Annotated in this window: 15 protein-coding genes and 1 tRNA gene; 10 read left to right on the plus strand and 6 right to left on the minus strand. The window is 35.9% G+C overall.

The genetic code is table 11. The features are described 5' to 3' along the window. Window positions 1-11: 11 nt before the first annotated feature. The 5 genes from OPR46_RS05855 to OPR46_RS05875 are packed head-to-tail and all read right to left on the minus strand — an operon-like array spanning window position 12 to window position 10,625. Window positions 12-2,978 (minus strand): TrbL/VirB6 family protein, encoded by a 2,967-nt coding sequence (locus tag OPR46_RS05855; RefSeq protein ID WP_265043249.1) that lies wholly within the window; start codon window positions 2,976-2,978, stop codon window positions 12-14. Next, complete coding sequence (locus tag OPR46_RS05860) at window positions 2,975-5,362, minus strand: TrbL/VirB6 family protein (RefSeq protein ID WP_265043250.1); 2,388 nt, start codon at window positions 5,360-5,362, stop codon at window positions 2,975-2,977. The genes OPR46_RS05855 and OPR46_RS05860 overlap by 4 nt, the downstream gene beginning before the upstream one ends. A gap of 9 nt (window positions 5,363-5,371) precedes the next feature. Next, window positions 5,372-7,921, minus strand: coding sequence for a TrbL/VirB6 family protein (locus OPR46_RS05865; RefSeq protein ID WP_265043252.1), 2,550 nt, complete (start codon window positions 7,919-7,921; stop codon window positions 5,372-5,374). Beyond that, window positions 7,914-10,319: a VirB4 family type IV secretion/conjugal transfer ATPase gene (locus tag OPR46_RS05870; protein WP_265044104.1), complete on the minus strand. Its 2,406-nt coding sequence runs from the start codon at window positions 10,317-10,319 to the stop codon at window positions 7,914-7,916. The genes OPR46_RS05865 and OPR46_RS05870 overlap by 8 nt, the downstream gene beginning before the upstream one ends. 9 nt (window positions 10,320-10,328) lie before the next feature. Beyond that, window positions 10,329-10,625 (minus strand): type IV secretion system protein VirB3, encoded by a 297-nt coding sequence (locus OPR46_RS05875; protein ID WP_007548615.1) that lies wholly within the window; start codon window positions 10,623-10,625, stop codon window positions 10,329-10,331. A 100-nt stretch (window positions 10,626-10,725) separates the two neighbouring features. On the opposite strand from OPR46_RS05875, the gene OPR46_RS05880 reads away from it, so the two are divergent. The 3 genes from OPR46_RS05880 to OPR46_RS05890 all read left to right on the plus strand — a co-directional run bounded on the left by OPR46_RS05880 (window position 10,726) and on the right by OPR46_RS05890 (window position 13,341). Further along, window positions 10,726-12,261, plus strand: a complete 1,536-nt coding sequence (locus OPR46_RS05880) for a lysine--tRNA ligase (protein WP_265043254.1) — start codon at window positions 10,726-10,728, stop codon at window positions 12,259-12,261. A gap of 633 nt (window positions 12,262-12,894) precedes the next feature. Continuing rightward, the gene (locus OPR46_RS06910) at window positions 12,895-13,041 is read left to right on the plus strand and encodes a hypothetical protein (RefSeq protein WP_410529788.1); all 147 of its coding nucleotides are present in this window, start codon (window positions 12,895-12,897) and stop codon (window positions 13,039-13,041) included. Between the two features lie 117 nt (window positions 13,042-13,158). Next, entirely contained in the window at window positions 13,159-13,341 is a 183-nt protein-coding gene (locus OPR46_RS05890; protein ID WP_265043256.1) for a hypothetical protein, read from the plus strand. On the opposite strand, the gene alaS is transcribed toward OPR46_RS05890, so the two are convergent. After that, window positions 13,313-15,952, minus strand: a complete 2,640-nt coding sequence (gene alaS / locus OPR46_RS05895) for an alanine--tRNA ligase (RefSeq protein ID WP_265043258.1) — start codon at window positions 15,950-15,952, stop codon at window positions 13,313-13,315. The genes OPR46_RS05890 and alaS overlap by 29 nt on opposite strands. A 165-nt stretch (window positions 15,953-16,117) precedes the next feature. Here alaS and OPR46_RS05900 point away from each other — a divergent pair, with 165 nt between their 5' ends. From OPR46_RS05900 to gpmI, 7 genes are all read left to right on the plus strand, one after another. Further along, window positions 16,118-16,561, plus strand: coding sequence for a PAS domain-containing protein (locus tag OPR46_RS05900; RefSeq protein ID WP_010962890.1), 444 nt, complete (start codon window positions 16,118-16,120; stop codon window positions 16,559-16,561). A 98-nt stretch (window positions 16,562-16,659) separates the two neighbouring features. Continuing rightward, window positions 16,660-16,866 (plus strand): 50S ribosomal protein L35, encoded by a 207-nt coding sequence (gene rpmI / locus OPR46_RS05905; protein ID WP_265043260.1) that lies wholly within the window; start codon window positions 16,660-16,662, stop codon window positions 16,864-16,866. A gap of 20 nt (window positions 16,867-16,886) precedes the next feature. Further along, entirely contained in the window at window positions 16,887-17,252 is a 366-nt protein-coding gene (gene rplT / locus OPR46_RS05910; protein ID WP_015589254.1) for a 50S ribosomal protein L20, read from the plus strand. Between the two features lie 12 nt (window positions 17,253-17,264). Continuing rightward, entirely contained in the window at window positions 17,265-18,164 is a 900-nt protein-coding gene (gene fmt, locus OPR46_RS05915) for a methionyl-tRNA formyltransferase (protein ID WP_265043261.1), read from the plus strand. 80 nt (window positions 18,165-18,244) lie between these two features. After that, window positions 18,245-19,756 (plus strand): bifunctional phosphoribosylaminoimidazolecarboxamide formyltransferase/IMP cyclohydrolase, encoded by a 1,512-nt coding sequence (purH, locus tag OPR46_RS05920; protein WP_265043263.1) that lies wholly within the window; start codon window positions 18,245-18,247, stop codon window positions 19,754-19,756. A 116-nt stretch (window positions 19,757-19,872) separates the two neighbouring features. Next, window positions 19,873-19,944 (plus strand) — tRNA-Asn (locus OPR46_RS05925). A 33-nt stretch (window positions 19,945-19,977) separates the two neighbouring features. After that, window positions 19,978-21,498 (plus strand): 2,3-bisphosphoglycerate-independent phosphoglycerate mutase, encoded by a 1,521-nt coding sequence (gene gpmI / locus OPR46_RS05930; RefSeq protein ID WP_265043264.1) that lies wholly within the window; start codon window positions 19,978-19,980, stop codon window positions 21,496-21,498. The last annotated feature ends 32 nt before the right edge of the window (window positions 21,499-21,530 follow it).

Consider the following 21,530-nt stretch of genomic DNA (forward strand, 5'->3'; position numbering starts at 1 on the left):
TCATTCATATCTTACTCCTCTCCATTTTCTTCCTTGTTTTTAGCTTTAGCACTAGGATCACTTCTTATTGTTTCATCAGAATTTTTTTGCTGATCTGATTGTTTTAATGTTTTAGGTCTATCACTCGTTGTCTTATCAGAACTTCCTTTAGAATCTTCTTTTTTGTCTGGTTGCTTTGGTGTGTTAGGTAATTTAGCCTCAATTTTTCCCCGATCTTTACTCATTTTCTGCTTGATACTCTGTATCATACTTTGGGTCTTATCATCAAGGCCAACGGTTGACAGCATAGCTTGCGATGCGCTCTTAGCAACTGTACCAACACCGCCAGTAACTCCATAACCAGAGCTAAATAGTGTTTGTACCATAGTTTCCGATATAGAAACAAAAGCTTCCATTGCACCGGCAATAATGAGGTATACAAACGCCTGGATTAGGTCTATAGGTAATGCTGCAAAGTGTCCACCAGCCCTTTCTCCGGTACTGAGTGCAACATCAACGCTAGTGCCAGGACTGTATCCAAGAGGCAGTATTGATTTCATCAAGCACAGATCATACGATAAGAAATTTACGCTAATTAAACATTGATAGCATGCAGAAAAATTTGTGAGGTTATATAAAACTGAATACATCAACTGATTTAAAAGAGATAAAAATGAAAATAAAATGACTGGTTCTAATGAAACATGAGCCAACGTTTTTATCCAATTATCAAACAAGGGTTTAGTCTTTTGAAATAGAATAAATACGATAAATAAAGGTGTTAATGACAGTAAAAACGCCACTAGAACAGTAGATATTACATATTTAAACGTAGCGCTAATAATGCATTTTAAAAACGCATAAGTAGCGCAGAATATTACCCAAAATGCAATAAAGCCAAAAGGACCAGAGAGCATCAATGATAAAAACTTTAACCAAGTTTCTGCTGTGAATAATACTCCTGCTGTCAAGTCTAAGAATGCAAATTTTCTCTCCCCTTCTCCTACATAGCCAGAAAAACTATCAACTAAATAAATGCTACCATCTACAAAAAGTCTGGATAAAGTTGTACCAAAGAGTTCCCATCTTCTATCGCTAAAGGCAAAAGCTATAAATGCTATCTTGAACATCCTTACAATGAAATCAAATTTACTTAGCTGTATTGTTCCAAGCATATAGCCAATGACAGTAAATATAACGTATAGAGTAAGCAAAGCTCTTACTCCCTGAAGAAGACCTTTTATATATCCTTTGTATGAATCTTTAACGCTGTCACCAATTACTTCTTTTTTCATAAAATCAAATATCTTGTTTATATTCGATGAAATAAAATCATTAATTTTTCTTTTGACAAATAAAGTTACACTATACTTATTGTTTTCGTAATATTTGCCATTTTTGTCCGTAATGTCATCTTTCTCTACGTTGCTTACATTGATGCCGAAATATATCTTCTTAGGTTTGCATTCATCTGTTATAGGTTTTTTGTCTTTGCATTCATCTGTTAAAAGACCTCCATCTATTATATAATATACCTTATCCTTTGTTTTATCTAAGTTCTCTACTTTTTTGAAATCATTAGTCTTTGGAGCAGATGGATTCCCTGGCGGGTTATCACCCAAATACACATACAGTTTTTTGCCATTGATATATTCACACGATCTAGTCACTTTAACATGGTACCCACCTCTATTAGCTCCATAGTGACCATAATCTGCAATGGCAAGCATCACACTGCTACCGGGCGTTACCTCGTCATTTACTGGATAATCATTGTTCAATTCCAGAGAAAAATCCTCGAATTTATTGTTATCGCCAATTTGCGAACACATATTATCCCCTTTTGCACCCTCTTTCTTTGGAAGACATTGAATACCTTTAGCGGTATTTTTATCATCAGGATCACCAATTTTTGCAACAAGAGCCTCAGCCCAAGATTTATCATCTTCAGTAAAACTACCTGCTTTAACATTCCCTTCCATTTTTTCTAGATAAGAATACATATCACATTTATTTCCTTTATCGTACTTCTTATACCTTATAGAGGAGACACAGTTCCGTTCTCCTGCTTGACCTAAACCATAGTTCCATATACCCTTCTCAGTATAGCATATATTTTGATGGTAGCAGTTAAGCTCATAGGAGGAGTACTTTTTTCTCTCATCAAGACTACAGTTTTTTCCATCACATAACTCGTTCAATCCTATTTTAGCGCGGCGTAAATCAAGTAGTGAACCATATACCCATGGTTCGTTGTCTTGAATATAACCTTTATTAAAATGCACCTTATTATCATATGGGGTATACCCATTGCCAACTAGCACTTTGCTTTCCTTTGCTTTTGTTTTATCAAGAGGTAAAAATTGTATTTTATTTTTTGTACCATCTTTACCATCACAAAAAAACTCTCCCCCCTGATGTACTTCACTCACTGTAGCTTTCTTATATACAGTTTCCTTACGATCATTTTCTACAGCTTTATAACAATTGTCATCAAAATTGATGCCTTTCCCTTCTGGATTGTCGTAATCAATTGTTATTTTTCTGGGAACTAAGCTGAAGCTTAACTTGTCACCAGGATTTACTTTAATTCCAGTGTCCACATAACGTCTATTGCTGCCAAATCCTTTGCCACCACATAGTTCGTTTTTACTCTCATTAACACCATAATTGTTAGGTACACTATTAATATCCGCAGCCTTACTATAATTTGGTTCTGAGCCATCAGCACAAAAGCTAGCTGGCACAAGTACTTTCCTTGGATTTTTGTCTTCTTTAAAAGGGCAAAAATTTACTGATCCATCGAGGGTGAATTTGATTTTCTCACCCTGACTAATTACCTGACCAGAATCAACCCAATGAATTTTATCGGCTTTACGAACTGGAACATCCACATTAACGCTGGTGTTTTTGCTCTGCAACCCAGGCTCGACACAATCCATATTACAACCAGTGATTGCAAGACACAGTATCAATAATAGTGATCTTTTACTTATCATTGCTGTCTTCCTGGTTGTGGTATCTGAGGCGTTGACCTTTGAGTCCCTTGTGGTATTTGAGGTCTTGACGTACCTGACTGTTGAGAGGCATCTCCTCTTTCTCTTCTTTGAACACTTTGTTCATCTAACCCTACTGTTCCCATTAAGCTTTGTTGATACTGTCTTCCAGGTTCGCTTGCTACATAAGCACCAAACAACGAGTCAGATATTGCCGAAGAAGCTTCAACTAAAGCTTTCATAGCGTGTCCCAAAATAACAAAAGCCATCATAGCGGTAATATTAGGTGTATATTTGGAAGCATAACCATAAAAAATACAAGGGTTAAAAATCTTTAGGTTAATATTAAGTATACATGTAGAGCAGACCTCAAAATCAAATACTGAATACACAATATAATCCATAACCTGACTTATCAGTGATATAAAAATTAAAAGGACCACTGGATGAATTGCAAATCTTGCTAAATTTTTAACCCAGTTTTGAAACATCTGCCTAGTATACGCAAATAAAAGACAAATAATAAAAATAGGTGCTAAAGAAAGTAATAACGCAACTATTGCTATAGATGTAATAAAAGAAAATAAGGCATTAAAAATAGATAAGCTCACTGTGATTAAACCCCAAATCACCAAGCAAAAAGATACAATGCCCAAAGGGCCAGAAAATATAAGAGATACTATTAACAATACTGAATGCGATGACAAGAACCTATTGAGCGGCAAATCAAGAAACTCAAAAACATTTGAAGTAGTGCCTCTAAAATTTGCTATTTCTATTAGTTGTTTTGGAGTGTTAATAAATATAGAGAATGCGTTGTTATAAAAAAAGTCCCAGCTATTATCCTGCAATAGCTGAGCGATGATTCCTATCTTTACGCATATAATTAAAAACTCATATATAGAAATATGAGTTAATCCAAAAAAGTAATAAAGAGTATATAAGATTATATATAGTACTAATAGTGATATTATAGTAGATCTAATGGTATTTGTTCTGCTTGATTTTATAAAACTTTCGTAAAGAGACTTTACAGGACTAGTATCAGAGTGAATTGCGTTAGGGTCTTTATAATTAGAGCCGAAAAATGCAGTTTTCACTTTTTCATCAAAGAAATTATATATTGCACTAAAAGTTTTTGTAGGTGGCTCTTTAGTTGTTAGGTTAATACTAAACTGACCTTCATTTTTGTAATCGCAGCCATGGTCTCTTATTCCATAATATATGGTGCCTGTTTTGTCTTTTAATTTTCCTTTCAAGTTTTCCATGTCATGAACTTTGCTGATATATACAGATATATCCGCTTGATTTTCACCAGGCTTATGCTCAGGGAATTTATCGGAAACACTTATATACAAGCTATTTTCCAGACTATGGTTCTTCGTTACTCTTATGTTGAACCCGCCTTTGTCATTTGTATTGTAGCAGCTCTTGTCATTTCTGCTACATAGACTAAAAGTTAAACTTGGTATTTGATGGTCATTCTCCATCTTATGATCACAACTAGTACATAAACCACCACCTGGAATGTGTTCAAGAGTTTCATTATCCATACCAACTTTTAGAAATGTAATGTCAGTTTTTACCTGTTTTCCCTTTAATACGTTACTAATAATTTCAGCAACAACAGATTCACCACTAGAATTTAAAGCATTGAATAGCTCAATTTCTATATTATTATATTCAATATACACGCAATCCTCGCCTCTACGACCAGAAGAAAATTTACATATACGTCTACAGAGTGAATTTAAAATGTGCGTATCTATCTTACTTGCACTGCTCTCTGAAAGCTTGCTGCAATCTATATTCTCTCCTTGTTTTATAGAGTTAATAATATTTTCAATTTCCTTTTTTCTTTCATCTTGATCTAACTTCGAAAACCAGTACTCTCTTCCACTCAACCATTGCGCATCGCCTATTATATATTTATTAGGACATATCCCATCCTTGCCACCTTGGCATTTCTCTTGATTTAAAACATGTGCAAAATGTTCCGTTTCTTGCTCGCTACACTTTTCGTCGATTTTCAAATACCTGATTTTTGTCTCACTCTCTTTATCTTTACACACTTTACTTCCAATCACACTAAAGCTTATCGTATCGCCTTTTTTAAGTGCAAATGGTAATGCAACGTCATTTCTCCCAGGCCCAATTGCAAAATCTGCATACTGCTTAGGACAAAAATTAACCTTACTAGGCACTATATCAATCTCTGTTACTCTTATTCTATCTGAGATATTAACACCAGAATCAACCCATTTCTGCTCTGTTGACACTATATCTAGTTTTTCACGCAAACCTGATAAATTTTCTGGCTTAATACAGTGATGTTCCCCGCAGCCTGACAGAAAAAAAAACGGTATTATCAGCAAAAATTTTAGCATAAATCCAACTCATTCAGTGCTTTTGTTAACACTCTCGGAGCTACTAGAACCAGAACCTCGAGATTTACTCTTGTCCCCACCACTCAACTTCTTAGCAGCAGCACCAGCAACTCCAGCAACACCCCCAGCAGCAGCTCTGGCAGCAGATAAAGCTTTGCCCACCATTTGTCCAGGTGTCTGACCTGAGCCAAGTGCTGCTCTATGGTTACCAGCAAGTTCAGCAGACATGCCAGGAAGAATGTTTAAAAAGTGGTAAAAGAGGAATAATACTAAACACAATTTTAATAATTCTCCGATGAGAGAGCTGCCAAACTCCATGTATGTAAAGTCGAATAGACCAAGTATGCTGCTCTTTTTAAAGCTATAATTTTGCATCATACATGCAAGAGTAGTTTCATTTTTATCACATTCCCCATCTTTCAATTTAAACCACTGTTTTTTCTTACTATATGAGATTTCTGCTTGTTTCTTTTCATATGACTTGTCCGGTTGTTCATTTTTATATGACTCGTCCAGTTCAAAATTTAAATTTTTAAAATAGATTTTATCACATGCTATGAACATAAAGGACAAAAACGCAAAAAGGATAACCGGGTATAAGCTATAGGTAATCAACTCTTTCACCCAGCCTTCAAAATATCCTTTGGTGTGTTGGAATAAAACCATAGGAATGAACAAAGGTGATAAAATGATGATTACACTTAAAGCAACTAGAGATAAAATAAATACATAGCACAGCCACAAAATAACCATCATCATCAGAACGGCCATAAATATACAGACAAGAGCTACTAAAATTTGTCCACCAGCAAAAATAATACCGATTACCGAACCTGCAACTAATAAGACAGGAGCAGCACCAAGCAAGACTGCTAACGTTGCAACACCTCCAGTACCAATTTTGCCACCAATTCCATCTAAAGGGGCACCTAAATAAAATAAAATTCTACAATCAAGCCTATCCCAAGGTGCAAGATAACTGTAAGATACCCTCTTTCCTGCACGAGTATATTCATAATCTGTACCTGCTTTATAATTACATATGCCTTTACTTTCAGATGATGCTTTTAGCACTATCTCTGACAAACCATTTGAGAGACGAGTTAATTCTCCATAATAATGAGACATGGTACTGCCTGTTGTGAAGTAAATCACTAAAGCGAATTTTATGATCAACATATACATTTCTTGAGGCCTCTGAACTCCACCAGACATGGCTTTTATAGAGAACAGTATTAAAGCTAAAACTAAAACAGCAGTTACAGTGTTTTTCAGCCTTTTCTGTGCTACAGATATAAAACTCTCACCATTTGGTGAACCTTTACCTGCAACTAAATTATCTAACGATTCCTTAATGCATTGCACTATCATAGAAGTTACGGGAATAGGAGCTAATGATTTACTCCCTGCCTGATTGTAACAAGCTTCAGAGACATACGAGCTAAAACAGCCTTTATTGTCGTAACCTACAAAAATTTTTCCTTCTTTTTCCCTATTTCTTATATTAGTTTTATAGTCATTATCACTACCAATAGAAACTTCTTCTTTCCCTGTGCCATCTTTATTTGTGAATATCATCACAGATTTTTCACACATAGGAGCAAGTGGGTCAGGTGGCAATTCCGTGCACCCCATATCAACCCCTTGCGGCCAAGGAGTCATTTCGATACCAAGCATGCTAACACTGGCTAACTCCACACATAATCTGCCCGTTTTTCTCACTGCTTTGAATGTAGCTCCATGTATGGGTTCGCTCTGTCCTGCTTTGAGAACTCTACATTCCAGACCACCATCAACCTTCGAGGACCATGACCCATCTACGTATCCAGTGTCTTTCTCCCTGACATCAAAGTCTATGTATCCAGGTTTTCCTCTGGAATTAAAGTCTACCTTCTTAAAAAGATTACCAAAAGTTAAAGGGTTTCGATGACATACTTCTATATATTCACTGTATTGCACACCATTTTTTGGCCAGTAATAACTCTCTGTACTCTCCTGAACGTTAGAATTTAAGGCTTCTTTTTCTGCTCTTTTCCCGTCATAATCTTTTTTGTTCACGTCTTCCCGAGCTTTATTTTGCAAACAAGAAAAATATTCCTCTTCTGTTTGGTGATTTTCGTTGGTGCAGCCACTATAACCTGTGTCTTCTAATTTAAAATTTTTGTATTTTCCATCATGATCACGTGCAACTGGGTGTTTAACAAAACTATGTTCACAAACAACAAGCCCTCCTATCGCTTTCCAGACTCCAACAATTGCAGCTATCATTCCAACAATAACAAGAGCGGTAAACAAACCAGCAGAAGAAACGATCAAAACAATGCCAGTAAATATTGCGCCAACAGCAATCGCTATTCCAGCAAGTGCTGCAGCTGTTTTAAACGCTCCACAATCAGGATTAGAGGCACGACTAAAACTGCCAGTGGAATTAAATCTGCTAACAAATTCTGTCTTGTCAGTACCACTTACTCCATCTGCAAGCACTGGATATGAGAGTAAAAAGTCTATATTTAGTAAAAATATCGCAATTAATAGCAATGACAGCTTAGTCTTAAACATTTTTTACCTTCTGATAAAATATAGGCAACCATACTTTTGGGTTGTCCCCAACTTCATTTAATATATCGTGTAACAATAGAACACTTTCTGCACGTCCGGATAATACGTTGATTATATCATCCAGGCCTTTTAAGTCTATTCTAGCTACTACAGCATTGACTCCTTGTTTCACCAAAAAGAATCTAGTACTCGGATCTGTGTGCTTAATTAATATATATTCACGTTCAGTTAACATAAAAACATCCCGATAGACACTAGTAGCTTTCAGATTTGGTAAAAAAATCTGTGTCGCTGTTTGTTGTACAAGCGTATCGCTAATAGTACTTTTACTTGCATCCTCAACACTCTGAGTAGCAAAAATCACAAAAGCATTTAGTTTTCTCAGTACCTTCAACCAGTCTTTTATCTTTGGTGCAAAAACTGGATTATCTATTAACGCCCATGCCTCATCAAGAACGATAATAGATGGAGTGCCATCAAGAGATATACTAATCCTATGAAATAAATAAATCAAGACCGGTCCAAGAGCAACAGGATCTTTGAGCAAGCTAGCCATCTCAAAACCAAATACTCTTGCTCGTGAAAAATCTAGCAAATCTTCTTTATTGTCAAATATTGCAGCATGAGAACCATTATCATGCCACATAGATATTGCCCCAGCTAGAGTATCAGGACCTGCAAGCCCTAAAAACGGTACGAGGTTTCTCAAGAATCTGTCTTCTTTTCTTAATTTAAAATTTCCTTCAATTGCATCATTAATTCGTGCAATATCTTCTGAAGTAAATTTATCATTATATACCGAAATTAAAGACTTCATCCACTCCATTAAAAATGTTCTATTATCAGAGGTATCATCAAGTTGTAAAGGATTAAAATTTGTTTTAGTTCTTGGTTCTATTATAGTATAGATACCACTAAGTGCTCTTAAGAAAATCTCTGCACCGCGATCTTTATCAAAAAAGAATATCCTTGGAGAAAACTTCATCGCTTGGGCACACAGGAAATTCATTAAAACAGTTTTACCAGCACCAGTTGGGCCAATTATCATAGTGTGTCCAACATCCCTTATATGAAAGTTGAAAAAAAATGGAGTACCAGATGTCGTGTCAAAAACTGTAACAGCATCTCCCCAGTGGTTATTGAATTTATTACCAGTAGGATAATTATGTTGAGATGCAAATCCAGCCAAATTAAGACTACTTATTGTAGCTTTTCTCACTATATAATCGAAATTACCAGGAATTTGCGCCCAAAATGCTGGTTCAAGGTTAACTCTCTCACGTATAGGGTAAACACCGCAATTAGAAAGCTCTGATTCTACCAACGACAGAGCGTTATCCAATGATTTAGGACTTTTTTCTATACATAAAATAGTCAGGTGATGTTGACCAAACGCAATCTTACCACTCATTGCGTCATCAAGCGCTTGAGAAATTTCTGCTATTTGAGAAATAGCTTTATCTGCAGACTGTATCATTCGATTTTGCTGTATCTGCATTTTTCCAATCGCCATTTGCCTGTTTATAAATTGAAAAGATTGCGTAATTATAAACTCGTAAGGAAGTTGTAAAAACGAATCAAGCATTCCTGCAGAAGTATGATTTCCATATTCTTTGATACTAATTATTCCAGCATATTTACTCTCATTATGAGTCACAACCTGTATCATCTTACGGCCAAAGAATAACCTATGTACTGGTAAGTATCTTGATATTTCAGTTCTTAGCGGAAAAAGCGTATTTGTAACGAAGCCACAATTTACGATTCTAGATAGAAACTCCATTATTTCGCAGAATAAACCATCTGGAGTTTCTTTTACTCCAAGAATTTTAGGCGAATAATTTCTAAGGCTTGTCACTACACGATTTGTCGTTTCCTCTAAATCTTCATACGTGGCACGTATATCACTTTCCCAAGCATGTTTTGAAGTTACATGTCCGAATTTTTTTAGTAGATGTGACAAAAATTCTACTCCTTTTGTGTCCGCTCTACGGATAATCGTAATGTATAGGTCATTAATAAATGATTGCCTTGTTGCGTGTTTTTCTCTCCATTTTAGATTTACGTGATTAGCGAAAAAATTCGGCAAACCTTGACTTGCAAATTCATCAGAAAAAATATTTTTCTTACGTCTGATAGTATGAAAATACAAACTAAATGCCGGAGATGAAATGCTTCTTAGCATCTGATTCCTGATGTTGTTCTGTATGACTAAATCCTCGTCATCGGCAGTTTCAAATGCAAAACCACTTAATTTTATAACCTTAACCAACCAATTTTCTTTTGTCATCAAGGTTGTGCTATTCCAATAGCAAGAATAAGGAATAAATTCAGCAGCGTGAACTTCCCTGTTCAGAGTAGACTTATTCTTTGATTGAATAGCCCTAAACCTCAGCATCACACAACGTCAAGCAATATCATAAGAATTGGCTCCATGATAAAAACGATTTAAACATTTCGAGCACTTCCCTAATTTTACCATAAATAATTCAATAAACAACGGTTCTTTTGCAGAAGCTATATAACCAAGTCCATGTATACCTGGTAACATTAAGAGAATCACTCTTAAATCATTTGAATTAATGAAAATTAGCATGCAAATCAGGACGTTTAATATTGCAAACATATAACTCACACCAAAGAGCATTGCAGGTCTTGTAAGACCTTTAAATAATTGATCTGTTTGTATACTACCTGTGGACATATCTTTAACCTTCTAATAATAACTAATACTATATCATTATATTAAAAATCCATTGAAACTAGCAGCACTTTAAGTTAAGATGCATTATTTAATCCCGATAATGACAAGTTGGCCATTTCAAGAAGCAGAAAAAATATTGCAAGAGTTTCCTAATAAAAAAGAAATAATATTTGAAACTGGTTATGGACCCTCTGGTTTACCCCACATAGGAACCTTTGGAGAGGTTTTCCGCACTACAGTTATTGTAAATGCATTAAAAAAAATAGCTCCTGGTATAAAAACCAAAATCATTGCAGTTTCAGATGATATGGATGGTTTGCGAAAAATACCAGATAATTTGCCAAATCAAGAGATGCTAAGAGAGCACTTAAATAAACCATTGACTATGATACCTGATCCATTTGGCACTCATCAGAGTTATGGTCATCATATGAATTCATTGTTGTGTAAATTTCTTGATATGTTTGAATTTGAATACGAGTTCAGGAGTGCAACAGAGTGTTATAAATCTGGCGTTTACGATGAAAAAATTTTACTCTTACTGAAAAATTATGATAAAGTGATGGACGTAATGCTTCCATCATTTCGGGAAGAAAGACAGCAGACTTATAGTCCATTCTTGCCAATATGCCCAAAAACTTCTCAAGTTTTACAAGTTCCAGTAATTGAAACAAATACAGAGAAAGGAACAATCACATATGAAGACCCAAACGGGGAAAAAATAGAAGTTCCAGTGACAAAAGGAAAATGTAAACTGCAATGGAAACCTGATTGGGGAATGAGGTGGGCCGCATTTGGAGTAAATTACGAAGCTCACGGAAAAGATTTAACTCCATCTGCTGTGCTTTCAAGTCAAATATGTGAAATACTTGGAGAAAAGCCACCACTTCTGTTTTGCTACGAGCTTTTCCTTGATAAAGAAGGAAAGAAAATATCAAAATCAAAAGGAAATGGCATTTCAATTGAAGAGTGGCTAACTTACGCACCAACAGAGAGCTTAGCATTGTACATTTTTCAGAGTCCTAAAAAAGCTAAACGTTTATATTTTGATGTGATACCAAAATCAACTGATGAATATTTAGAATTTGTAAAGCGTTATCATGAGAACAAAGAAAAGGATATAAATAATCCTGCTTGGCACATTCACCAGGGCAATGTTCCCAGTATAGAAACTTCAGGCATAAATTTCTCACTACTTTTAAACCTAGCAGCAGCTTGTAATGCTGAAAACAAAGAGATCCTATGGGGTTTTATATCCTCTTATGCACCAAACGTTACACCAGAAAATAATAAAATGCTTGATAGACTTTCAGACTTTGCAGTAAAGTATTATCACGATTTTATCAAGCCAACAAAATCATATAAAACTCCAAATGAAAAAGAAAAAGCAGCGTTACTAGATTTGAAGGACACTTTACATTCTCTATCTACAACTGCTACTGCTGAAGAAATTCAATCTCAGGTATTTTCTATTGGAAAAAAATATGATTACACCAACTTACGTGACTGGTTTCAGCTATTATATGAAACGTTATTTGGCCAAAAAACCGGTCCAAGAATGGGATCTTTCATAAAGCTTTACGGAATAGGTAATACGATTTCTCTCATAGAAAGCGCTACTAAATGTATACTTTAGAGTTTACCTCCTTTCATTTGAGCTCTTTAGTTTTAATAAGAATTCCTTGACAAACTCCGCTAGCGCCCTTACCATGAAACTGAAGCTATTGTATTTGCTTTCGCCAATCTGCAGATTAAAAGGTAAGGATTACTTAATGTATCGGCGTCTTATGTTTAATTTTTTGCAGTATATAGATACTGTATGTCTTTACAAAACTTCATCTACATCTAGATTTTTATCTAAATAAGCTGAACGCGCTTATAAAGCGTTACAAGACATCAAAAAATGCCAATACTTGACAGAGATAGTAAAAGACTAGCTAACTCGGGGATTCTTTGTCTTTTTTTCTGCTTAGTAAATTTCTTAAACGTTTGCAGCGTAAGTTAGTTGCAATTAAAAGCGGCTGAATTTCGCTTGTCAAGCGTTTAAAACATAAAAAACGCCAATATTTTAAAGCGGATAATAACCACGGGGCTTCTTTTGCCTTTTTTTTATTTGGTAAATTTCTTAATGTTTGTGGCTGAACGACAACCGTCATCCCGCTACTTGTTAGCGGGATCTCTTGTTAGCGGCTGAGATACCGCGAATGAATCGCGGTATGACGGTTCGCGGCGGCATGACGATAAGGTTTATACCTTGTCATCCCAGTGCTTGACACTGGGATCCAGCTTTCTTTATAAATTCACCAAAAGTGCTTCATTCTATAACGCAAAACCCATACTCACCAAATCCAATGCATTACTTGCAATTAAGTTTCCTGGATCCCAGTGTCTGGGCACTGGAATGACGCCATCATAAAGGAATCAGTGTCAGCTACTTTCATGACACCATTCTTTTTCCTGGATCCAAGTAGTCGAGCTACTTGGATGACAGCTAGCCTGACAACCGTCATCCCGCTACCTGTTAGCGGGATCTATGCTAAGAGATACCGCGAATGAATCGCGGTATGACGGTTCGCGGCGGCATAGTATAGCTCTTTTTACAATAATCCGAACAGACCGTAATATGCTACTGGCCTGCTATAGCCATAAACACATATCTTATCGCATTCGGACTATTATAAGAAAGGCTATAATTCGTCATCCCGCTGCTTGTTAGCGCCGCGGCGGTATGACGGTTCGTGGTGGTATGACGTAGAGTGCTTAGAAGCTGTTATTTTGCTATAAATGGCTGTAATGGCATCATCTATTTTATTGCTATCATAGCCTGTTTGTGCAAGTTCAGCATTCCCACCACAGTTCTTTTTAACTGCTATGGATATTAGTTCTTTTGCGCTAATCTTATTGATTAAGTCTTTACTTACTTTAATAATCAAGACTGTTTTATCTTTTTCTGTTGCCGTAAAAGCTATTACCGTTTTTGGTTTTTGTTGCTGCAAAACAAACTCTCTTATTACATTTGCTGGAATATCAGTGAAAGTGTGGCTTATAAAATTTATTCCATTTATTTCGGTGCTTTTTATATTCTCTGCACTCACAAGCTTTTTATATAGGTTTTTTATTTTGGTTTCGGATTTTTTGTGTTCTTGACTTAAAATACTTAATCTGCTTGTTATTTCACTCACTGGCGCTTTTACGAATTCTGCAACTTTTTTTAAGTTAATTTCATTATCACGTACATAATTGATTACTTCCTGACCAGTTAAAGCTTCAATTCTCCTCACTCCAAAAGCAACAGAACTCTCTGTTACTATCTTAAATAAACCGATTTCTCCAGTATGTTCAACGTGCGTGCCACCACACAGTTCCCTTGAATCTCCAATCTTCACTACTCTTACTTGATCGCTATATTTTTCGCCGAATAACGCCATAGCTCCTTCGTCTATTGCCTGATTCATGCTCTGAATTTTTGTAGATGCGGAAAGGTTTTCTCTGATTAGAGAGTTTACCATATCTTCTACTAAGAATAGCTGATCCTGAGTAACTTGAGTGTTATGACTAAAGTCAAATCGTAACTTATCCGGTGCAACTAGGGAACCTTTTTGAGTGACATGATCACCTAGAATTTTTCTGAGTGTAAAGTGCAGAAGATGTGTAGCTGAATGATTTCTTCTTAAGGTTTGCCTTCTTTCCTTGTCAATGCTTGCTGCAACTGTGTTACCTTTACAAATTGAACCGAACTTAACTATGCATCTGTGCAAATATAGGTCATTAACCTTATTGGTATTCTCGACTATAATAATACTTCTATCAGATTTGATCAGACTGCCAGTATCTCCCACTTGTCCACCTGACTCGCCATAAAAAGGTGTTTTATCAAGTATAATGGTTATCTTTTCTCCCTCCTTTGCAGAATCAATTACTTCATTTTTAGAGGAAACTATAGCTAGTATTTTCGCATCACTTACTTCATTGAACTCATAACCAACAAATTTTGTTTTGCCAAATTTATTGATCAAATCAAACCATACTTGCTCAACAGATTTTTCACCAGATCCAGACCATTTAGCGCGTGCTCTCTCTTTTTGCTCTCCCATTGCATCATCAAAACCCTTCTGGTCAAAATTTATTTTTTTCTCTTTTAAAATATCAAGTGTAATATCAAAAGGAAATCCGTAGGTGTCATATAGCTTAAACGCTGATTCTCCAGGCAAAGTATCGCCTGGTTTTAAATCTGCAGTGAATTTCTCCAGGAGATTGATACCCTTCATCAAAGTGTCTTTGAAGTTCTCTTCCTCTGATTTTAACGTCGTTTCTATTAAGCTTTTAGCTCTGATCAATTCAGCTCCCATATAAGCTGAACTCGTGCTATCTATCAGCGCCGGAAAAACGCGATGGAGTAGGGAATCATTATATCCAAGCAGGTGGATATAACGCGCGGCTCTCCTAATTAATCTGCGTAATACGTAATTCCTGCCCTCATTTCCAGGGAGCACTCCTTCTGCGATGAGAAATGCAGCCGCGCGAAGATGATCTGCTACGATCTTATGCGCTACTTTATTTTCTGTTCTTCCACAATACTCTTGAGATTTATTTATCAAAGCAGAAAATAAATCAATATCATAGTTATCATGGACGTTTTGCATAACAGCCGCTATTCTTTCAAGACCCATTCCAGTATCGATGCATTTTTTTGGCAATTTGTGTAAATTACCTTCTTCATCTTTGTTAAATTCCATGAACACCAGATTCCAGATTTCAACAATTCTATCGCCCTCTTGTAAATTAGGACTCCCATGGTCATAAAAAATTTCAGAACATGGACCGCACGGACCAGTGCTTCCCATACTCCAAAAGTTATCATCCGTTGTAATTCTTATGATTTTATCACTTGAAAAGCCACTTATCTTACGCCAAATCTCGTACGCCTCATCATCAGTATGGTAGACGGTTATGGATAGTCTGTTTTTATCAAGAGATAACTCTTTAGTGATAAATTCCCACGCAAATTCTATCGCAGTTTCCTTAAAGTAATCACCGAAGCTAAAATTTCCGAGCATTTCAAAAAATGTGTGATGCCGAGTTGTATAGCCAACATTTTCCAGATCATTGTGTTTACCGCCTGCTCTTAGGCACTTTTGACTTGAGACAGCACGTTTCATTTCAGTTTTTTGAGCACCAGTAAAAATATTTTTAAACTGCACCATACCAGCATTTGTGAACATGAGCGTTGGGTCATGTTCTGGAATCAAAGGAGAAGAAGAAACCTGCTCGTGGTCATTATTTACAAAAAATTTTATAAATCTTTCTCTGATTTCGCTTAGCTTCATCGTTTTTATTGAGGTTATCTATAAATAATAAGTTGTAATGGAAATAAAATCAATACCACTCTCTAGATCTCAGAACTTCTAGTGACATGCACCTTGTGGTAAGAAAAAATCAATATATTCACGATAAATTTACCTCATATCTGTGTTTTATATGTGGAAATTGGAATGGAAATTTATGTAGGCAAAGAAAAAAGAATAGCAAATGTGGTGACTCAACACTGGAATGACATAAAAGGATCAGACAGAGATTGGCCAGAAAGGCATGAAATAGACACTGCAGAAATAATGGAATCATGGCAGCATTGTTTTGTCATTGAAGTCAAGGATCAAGGTTATATTTGTGAAAATGCAGGAGAAAAGGCTGTTGAATTCTATGGTTTTGAGAAAAAGACGCGCATTGATAATAAGTATGCAATTGATGCACCATTTTTGCGACTATATAAAATAGATGCAGTTATTGATAAACTTGATACTGTAATAGAGAGTAAATGCCCGATCAATGAAGAGGAAGAAAGTGAAAGTGTTAAAATGAGGCAAGTATTGTTGCCACTTGGGAATAAAGAAGGTATAACACACATATTGGGCGTAATTACTTTTAAACTCCTTTAATATACAATTTTAATTTGATTCTTTAATAAAATTATTTATACTAATGCTTAATTACTATTAAAGAACTCAATAGTAGTGCTTGTAAATTTATTTGGAATATGAAGAAAATAAAATTAAAAACCAAATCTTCTGTGAAAAAGCGCTTTCACCTTACAGCTAAGGGTAAAGTTATTTCTACTCAGTCAGGCAAAAGGCATGGCATGGTAAAGAGAAGTAAATCTAATATTCGTAATCAGCGCGGTACAACGATTCTTGGTAAATCTGACTCGCGTATAGTTAAGCTTCATATCCCTTACGGTATTTAACAAAATGGAGGTAAAATAAAATGGCTCGGGTAAAACGTGGAGTCACTACTCACGCTCGTCATAAAAAAATATTGAAACTGGCAAAGGGTTATAGAGGGCGCGCAAAAAGTTGTTATAGAATTGCATTACAAAGAGTTGAGAAAGCACTGCAATATGCTTATAGAGACAGAAGAAATCGTAAACGTGATTTTCGTGGTTTATGGATAATACGTATTAATGCAGCAGTAAGAGAGCATGGGCTTACTTATGGTAGGTTTATGCATGGTCTTACACTTGCCGGCATTGATTTAAATAGAAAGATTCTTGCTGAGATGGCCGTTAATTATAAGGATGATTTTGCCAAATTAGTAGAAGCTGTAAGTGGTAAATTAGCAGAGAATTCTTAAAGCAAAGACACCATGAGAATTATTTTCATGGGATCACCAGGATTTGCTGTTAATTCTCTGAGCTTGTTACTGAAATCAAAGAGCGAAGTGGTGGCAGTATACACCAAGGCTCCAAAACCTTCGGGGCGTGGACAGAAGCCAACGAAATCTCCAGTACATGTTATCGCTGAAGAAAGTAACATAGAGGTATGTACTCCTATCTCTCTAAAGTTTTCGGCAGAGCAAGAAAAATTTAGAAATTTCAAACCAGACGTTGCAGTTGTAGCCGCGTATGGGTTGATACTTCCAAGAGAAATTTTGAATATTCCAAAATATGGTTGTATTAATATTCATCCTTCATTACTACCAAGGTGGCGTGGTGCAGCCCCGATACAGCACACAATTTTAGCAGGAGATCAAGAAACCGGGGTTAGCATTATGCAATTGGATGAAGGATTAGATTCCGGCCCTATTTTAAAACAGGAAAAATTTCTTATCGAAAAGAACGATAATTACAAGACATTGCATGATAAATTATCTAAGCTAGGCAGTGATTTACTGCTGAAAGTGCTAAACAAAATTGAAAAACAGCTTCCCTTAAAACAGAACGATAACAATGCATGTTACGCTGACAAAGTGGAAGACTATAAAATTTATGCAAGTGATGCCTGTGAAGTTGCTTATAGAAAGGTTAAAGCGTTTTACCCAAAAGCATTCATTAAGATAGAAAATAAACGTATCAGGATACTTGATGCTGACTTTGAAGCTCTCGCTTCAGAACAAGGTAAGATTGTTAACGATAATATGCACATAAGTTTAAAAGGTGGCACTTTAATTCCTAAAGTTGTACAAATGGAAGGGAGAAATCCTTGCAGTATTGAAGATTTTATTCGTGGCTTGAAATCAAGCATGGTAAAAAAATTTATAGAATAGACTGCTTTAAATTAGTGTAGAAATGTAATAGCTAAATTTCCTTTTCTTAGATATAATCTTAAAAAACTTTCCATATAAAAATGAAAATAAAAAGAGCTTTAATATCAGTATACGATAAAACGAATATAATTGATCTTGCATCGTTTTTAACGCAGCAACAAATAGAAATTCTTTCAACGGGCAATACTTATAAAGTGCTATCTAGTGCAGGAATAAAAACACAAGAGGTCTCAGATTACACACAATTTCCAGAGATACTGGGTGGTAGAGTGAAAACTTTACACCCTAAAATTCATGGAGGAATACTTTATGATCGAGAAAAGCATAAAAAGGAAGTGCAAGATCTAGGTATTGAGCCAATAGACCTGCTTATAACTAACCTATACCCATTTTGGGAGACAGTAAGTAGCGGCTCAAATGAAGAGCAAATTATAGAACAAATTGATATCGGCGGAGTGGCGTTAATTAGAGCTGCAGCAAAAAACTTTCGTTTTACTTCAGTTATTTCTAGCATTCAAGACTACGAAGCACTAAAAGCTGAGATGATAAAAAATAACAATGAAACAACATTGGAATATAGAAAATATTTAGCAACCAAAGCATTTGCTCTCACTGCACACTACGATTCTAATATTCACAGTTGGTTTTTATCCCAGAGTAAAAATAATGAGTTGCCAGAGTTTTTCGCACTATATGGGCATAAAGCACAAGAATTAAGGTATGGTGAAAACCCTCATCAAAAAGCTGCATTTTATAGCAATCAATTCACCAAATATCCGCTGGAAAAAATACATGGAAAAGAGTTGAGTTATAATAATATAGTAGATATAGAGTCCGCACTTAACATAACTTCTGAATTCGAAGAGCCTGCAGCAGTGATAATAAAGCACAATAACCCATGTGGCGCTGCTGTTAGTAATAATGCTTTGGAGGCATATGAAAAGGCTCTATCATGTGATGAAGTAAGCAGTTTTGGTGGCATAGTTGCCTTAAATCGGGAGATAGATTTAAAGCTAGCAGAAAAATTAAACGAGATATTTTTGGAAGTTGTGATAGCACCATCAGTAAACAATGAGGCACTAAAAATTTTGCAAAGAAAGAAAAAATTAAGAGTGATTATTCATAAATCTTTTCAACAAAATGTGAAATACCAAACTAAAAATGTTATTGGTGGGTTTTTGGTGCAAGAAAATAATGACCACACAATAAAAGCAGAACAAGTAACAGAATGCACTGCAACAGACAAAGAAAAAAAAGATCTTATTTTTGCCTGGAAAATATGTAAGCATGTGAAATCCAACGCAATAGTTATAGCAAAAGATGGTTGTGCTATTGGCATCGGCGCAGGGCAAACAAGCAGAATAGATAGTGTGAACATTGCAGTGAAAAAAGCAGGTGAAAAATGTAAAGGTGCAGTGCTTGCTTCAGATGCATTTTTTCCATTCCCAGATAGCATAGTAGAAAGTGCAAAACATGGAATTACAGCTATAATTCAGCCCGGCGGCTCGCTGAAAGATCAAGATGTGATAAAAGCTGCAAATGAAAATAAAATTGCTATGTTTTTCACCGGCATTCGTAGCTTTTTTCATTAGGCTTGTATCTCATGTCAATGTACACTTTTTCGCGCATTTAACATTGTTTTGATCATAATTGTATACAAAAACCATTTACAATCAGCGCTCAATATGATAAATTGAAACCAGTTTATTCCTCGGTAGCTCAGTGGTAGAGCAGTTGGCTGTTAACCAATTGGTCGCTGGTTCGAATCCGGCTCGGGGAGCTCTTCTCTGTGAAATTCTAGTATTGATTTTGTATGAACATTAAGTCAGTCGTTTTATGTATACTAGATGGCTGGGGAAATGGAGTAGAAAGCAGTAAATACAATGCTATTAGCAACGCAAATCCACCCTGTTGGCAATATATTAGCTCTAATTATCCAAAATGCAGTTTATCCGCCTGTGGAGCTGATGTGGGGTTACCTGGTGGTCAAATAGGTAATTCAGAAGTTGGCCACATGAATATTGGCAGTGGTAGAGTAGTAATGCAAAGCCTTCAGCGCATTAATCAAGAAATTGGAACAATAGAAAACAATGCAAATCTACAAAGTTTTATTAGTAATCTAAAAAGTAAGAACGGAGTATGCCATATAATGGGATTAGTGTCAGATGGCGGTGTTCATTCGCATCAAAAGCATATTTCAACTTTAGCAAATAAAATATCACAGCATGGAATAAAAGTGGTGATACATGCATTTTTAGATGGCAGAGACACATTGCCAAATTCAGGAAAAAAATGCATTCAAGAATTTACAAAGAGTATAAAGGGAAATGACACAAGAATTGCTACTGTTTCTGGGCGTTACTATGCTATGGACCGTGACAACAGGTGGAAGAGAACAATCGAAGCTTATGAGGCTATCGCATTTGCAAAGGCACCTTGTCATGATAATGCAGTATCGTTGATTGAGAATAACTATCAAAATAACATAACTGATGAGTTTATCAGGCCCGCAGTAATATGTGATTATCAAGGTATAAAACCAGAAGATGGAGTGCTGTTGGCTAACTTTCGTGCTGATCGAATGATACAATTAGCAAGTATTTTGCTTGGCAAAACAGATTACGCTAAGGTAGCAAAATTCTCTTCAATTTTAAGTATGATGAAGTATAAAGAAGATCTCAAAATTCCTTATATTTTTCCTCCTACTTCTTTCGCTGATACTCTAGGACAAACAATAGAAGACAATAAATTACGACAATTACGTATCGCCGAAACCGAGAAATACGCTCATGTGACTTTCTTTTTCAATTGTGGAAAAGAAGAACCTTTCTCTGGTGAAGAAAGAATACTCATTCCCTCACCAAAAGTTCAAACTTACGATTTGCAGCCCGAAATGTCAGCCTTCGAGCTCACAGAAAAGCTTGTAGAAAAAATTCACTCCCAAGAATTCGCACTGATAGTTGTAAATTACGCTAATCCTGATATGGTAGGACATACAGGTAATATAAAAGCAGCCGAGAAAGCTGTGCTAGCTGTAGATGATTGTCTTGCAAAAGTGCTGAGTGCTGTTAAAAAGTCAAGCAACACCGCGTTAATTGTCACTGCAGACCATGGTAATGTGGAATGTATGTTCGATGAAGAAAATAATACACCTCATACAGCACACACTCTAAATAAAGTGCCATTTATTGTGTCTTGCAATAATCTAAAACTAAGAGACGGAAGGTTATCTGACATTGCCCCTACTATTTTACAGCTACTTGGAATTAAAAAACCAAACGAAATGACAGGCAGTTCGTTGATTTCTTGCATTACCCTCTGTCATTCCAGCTAGGCAGCGTTATGCACCGGAATGACATCAAATAG

The organism is Wolbachia endosymbiont (group A) of Scambus nigricans, from assembly GCF_947251485.1.
GTDB lineage: Bacteria > Pseudomonadota > Alphaproteobacteria > Rickettsiales > Anaplasmataceae > Wolbachia > Wolbachia pipientis.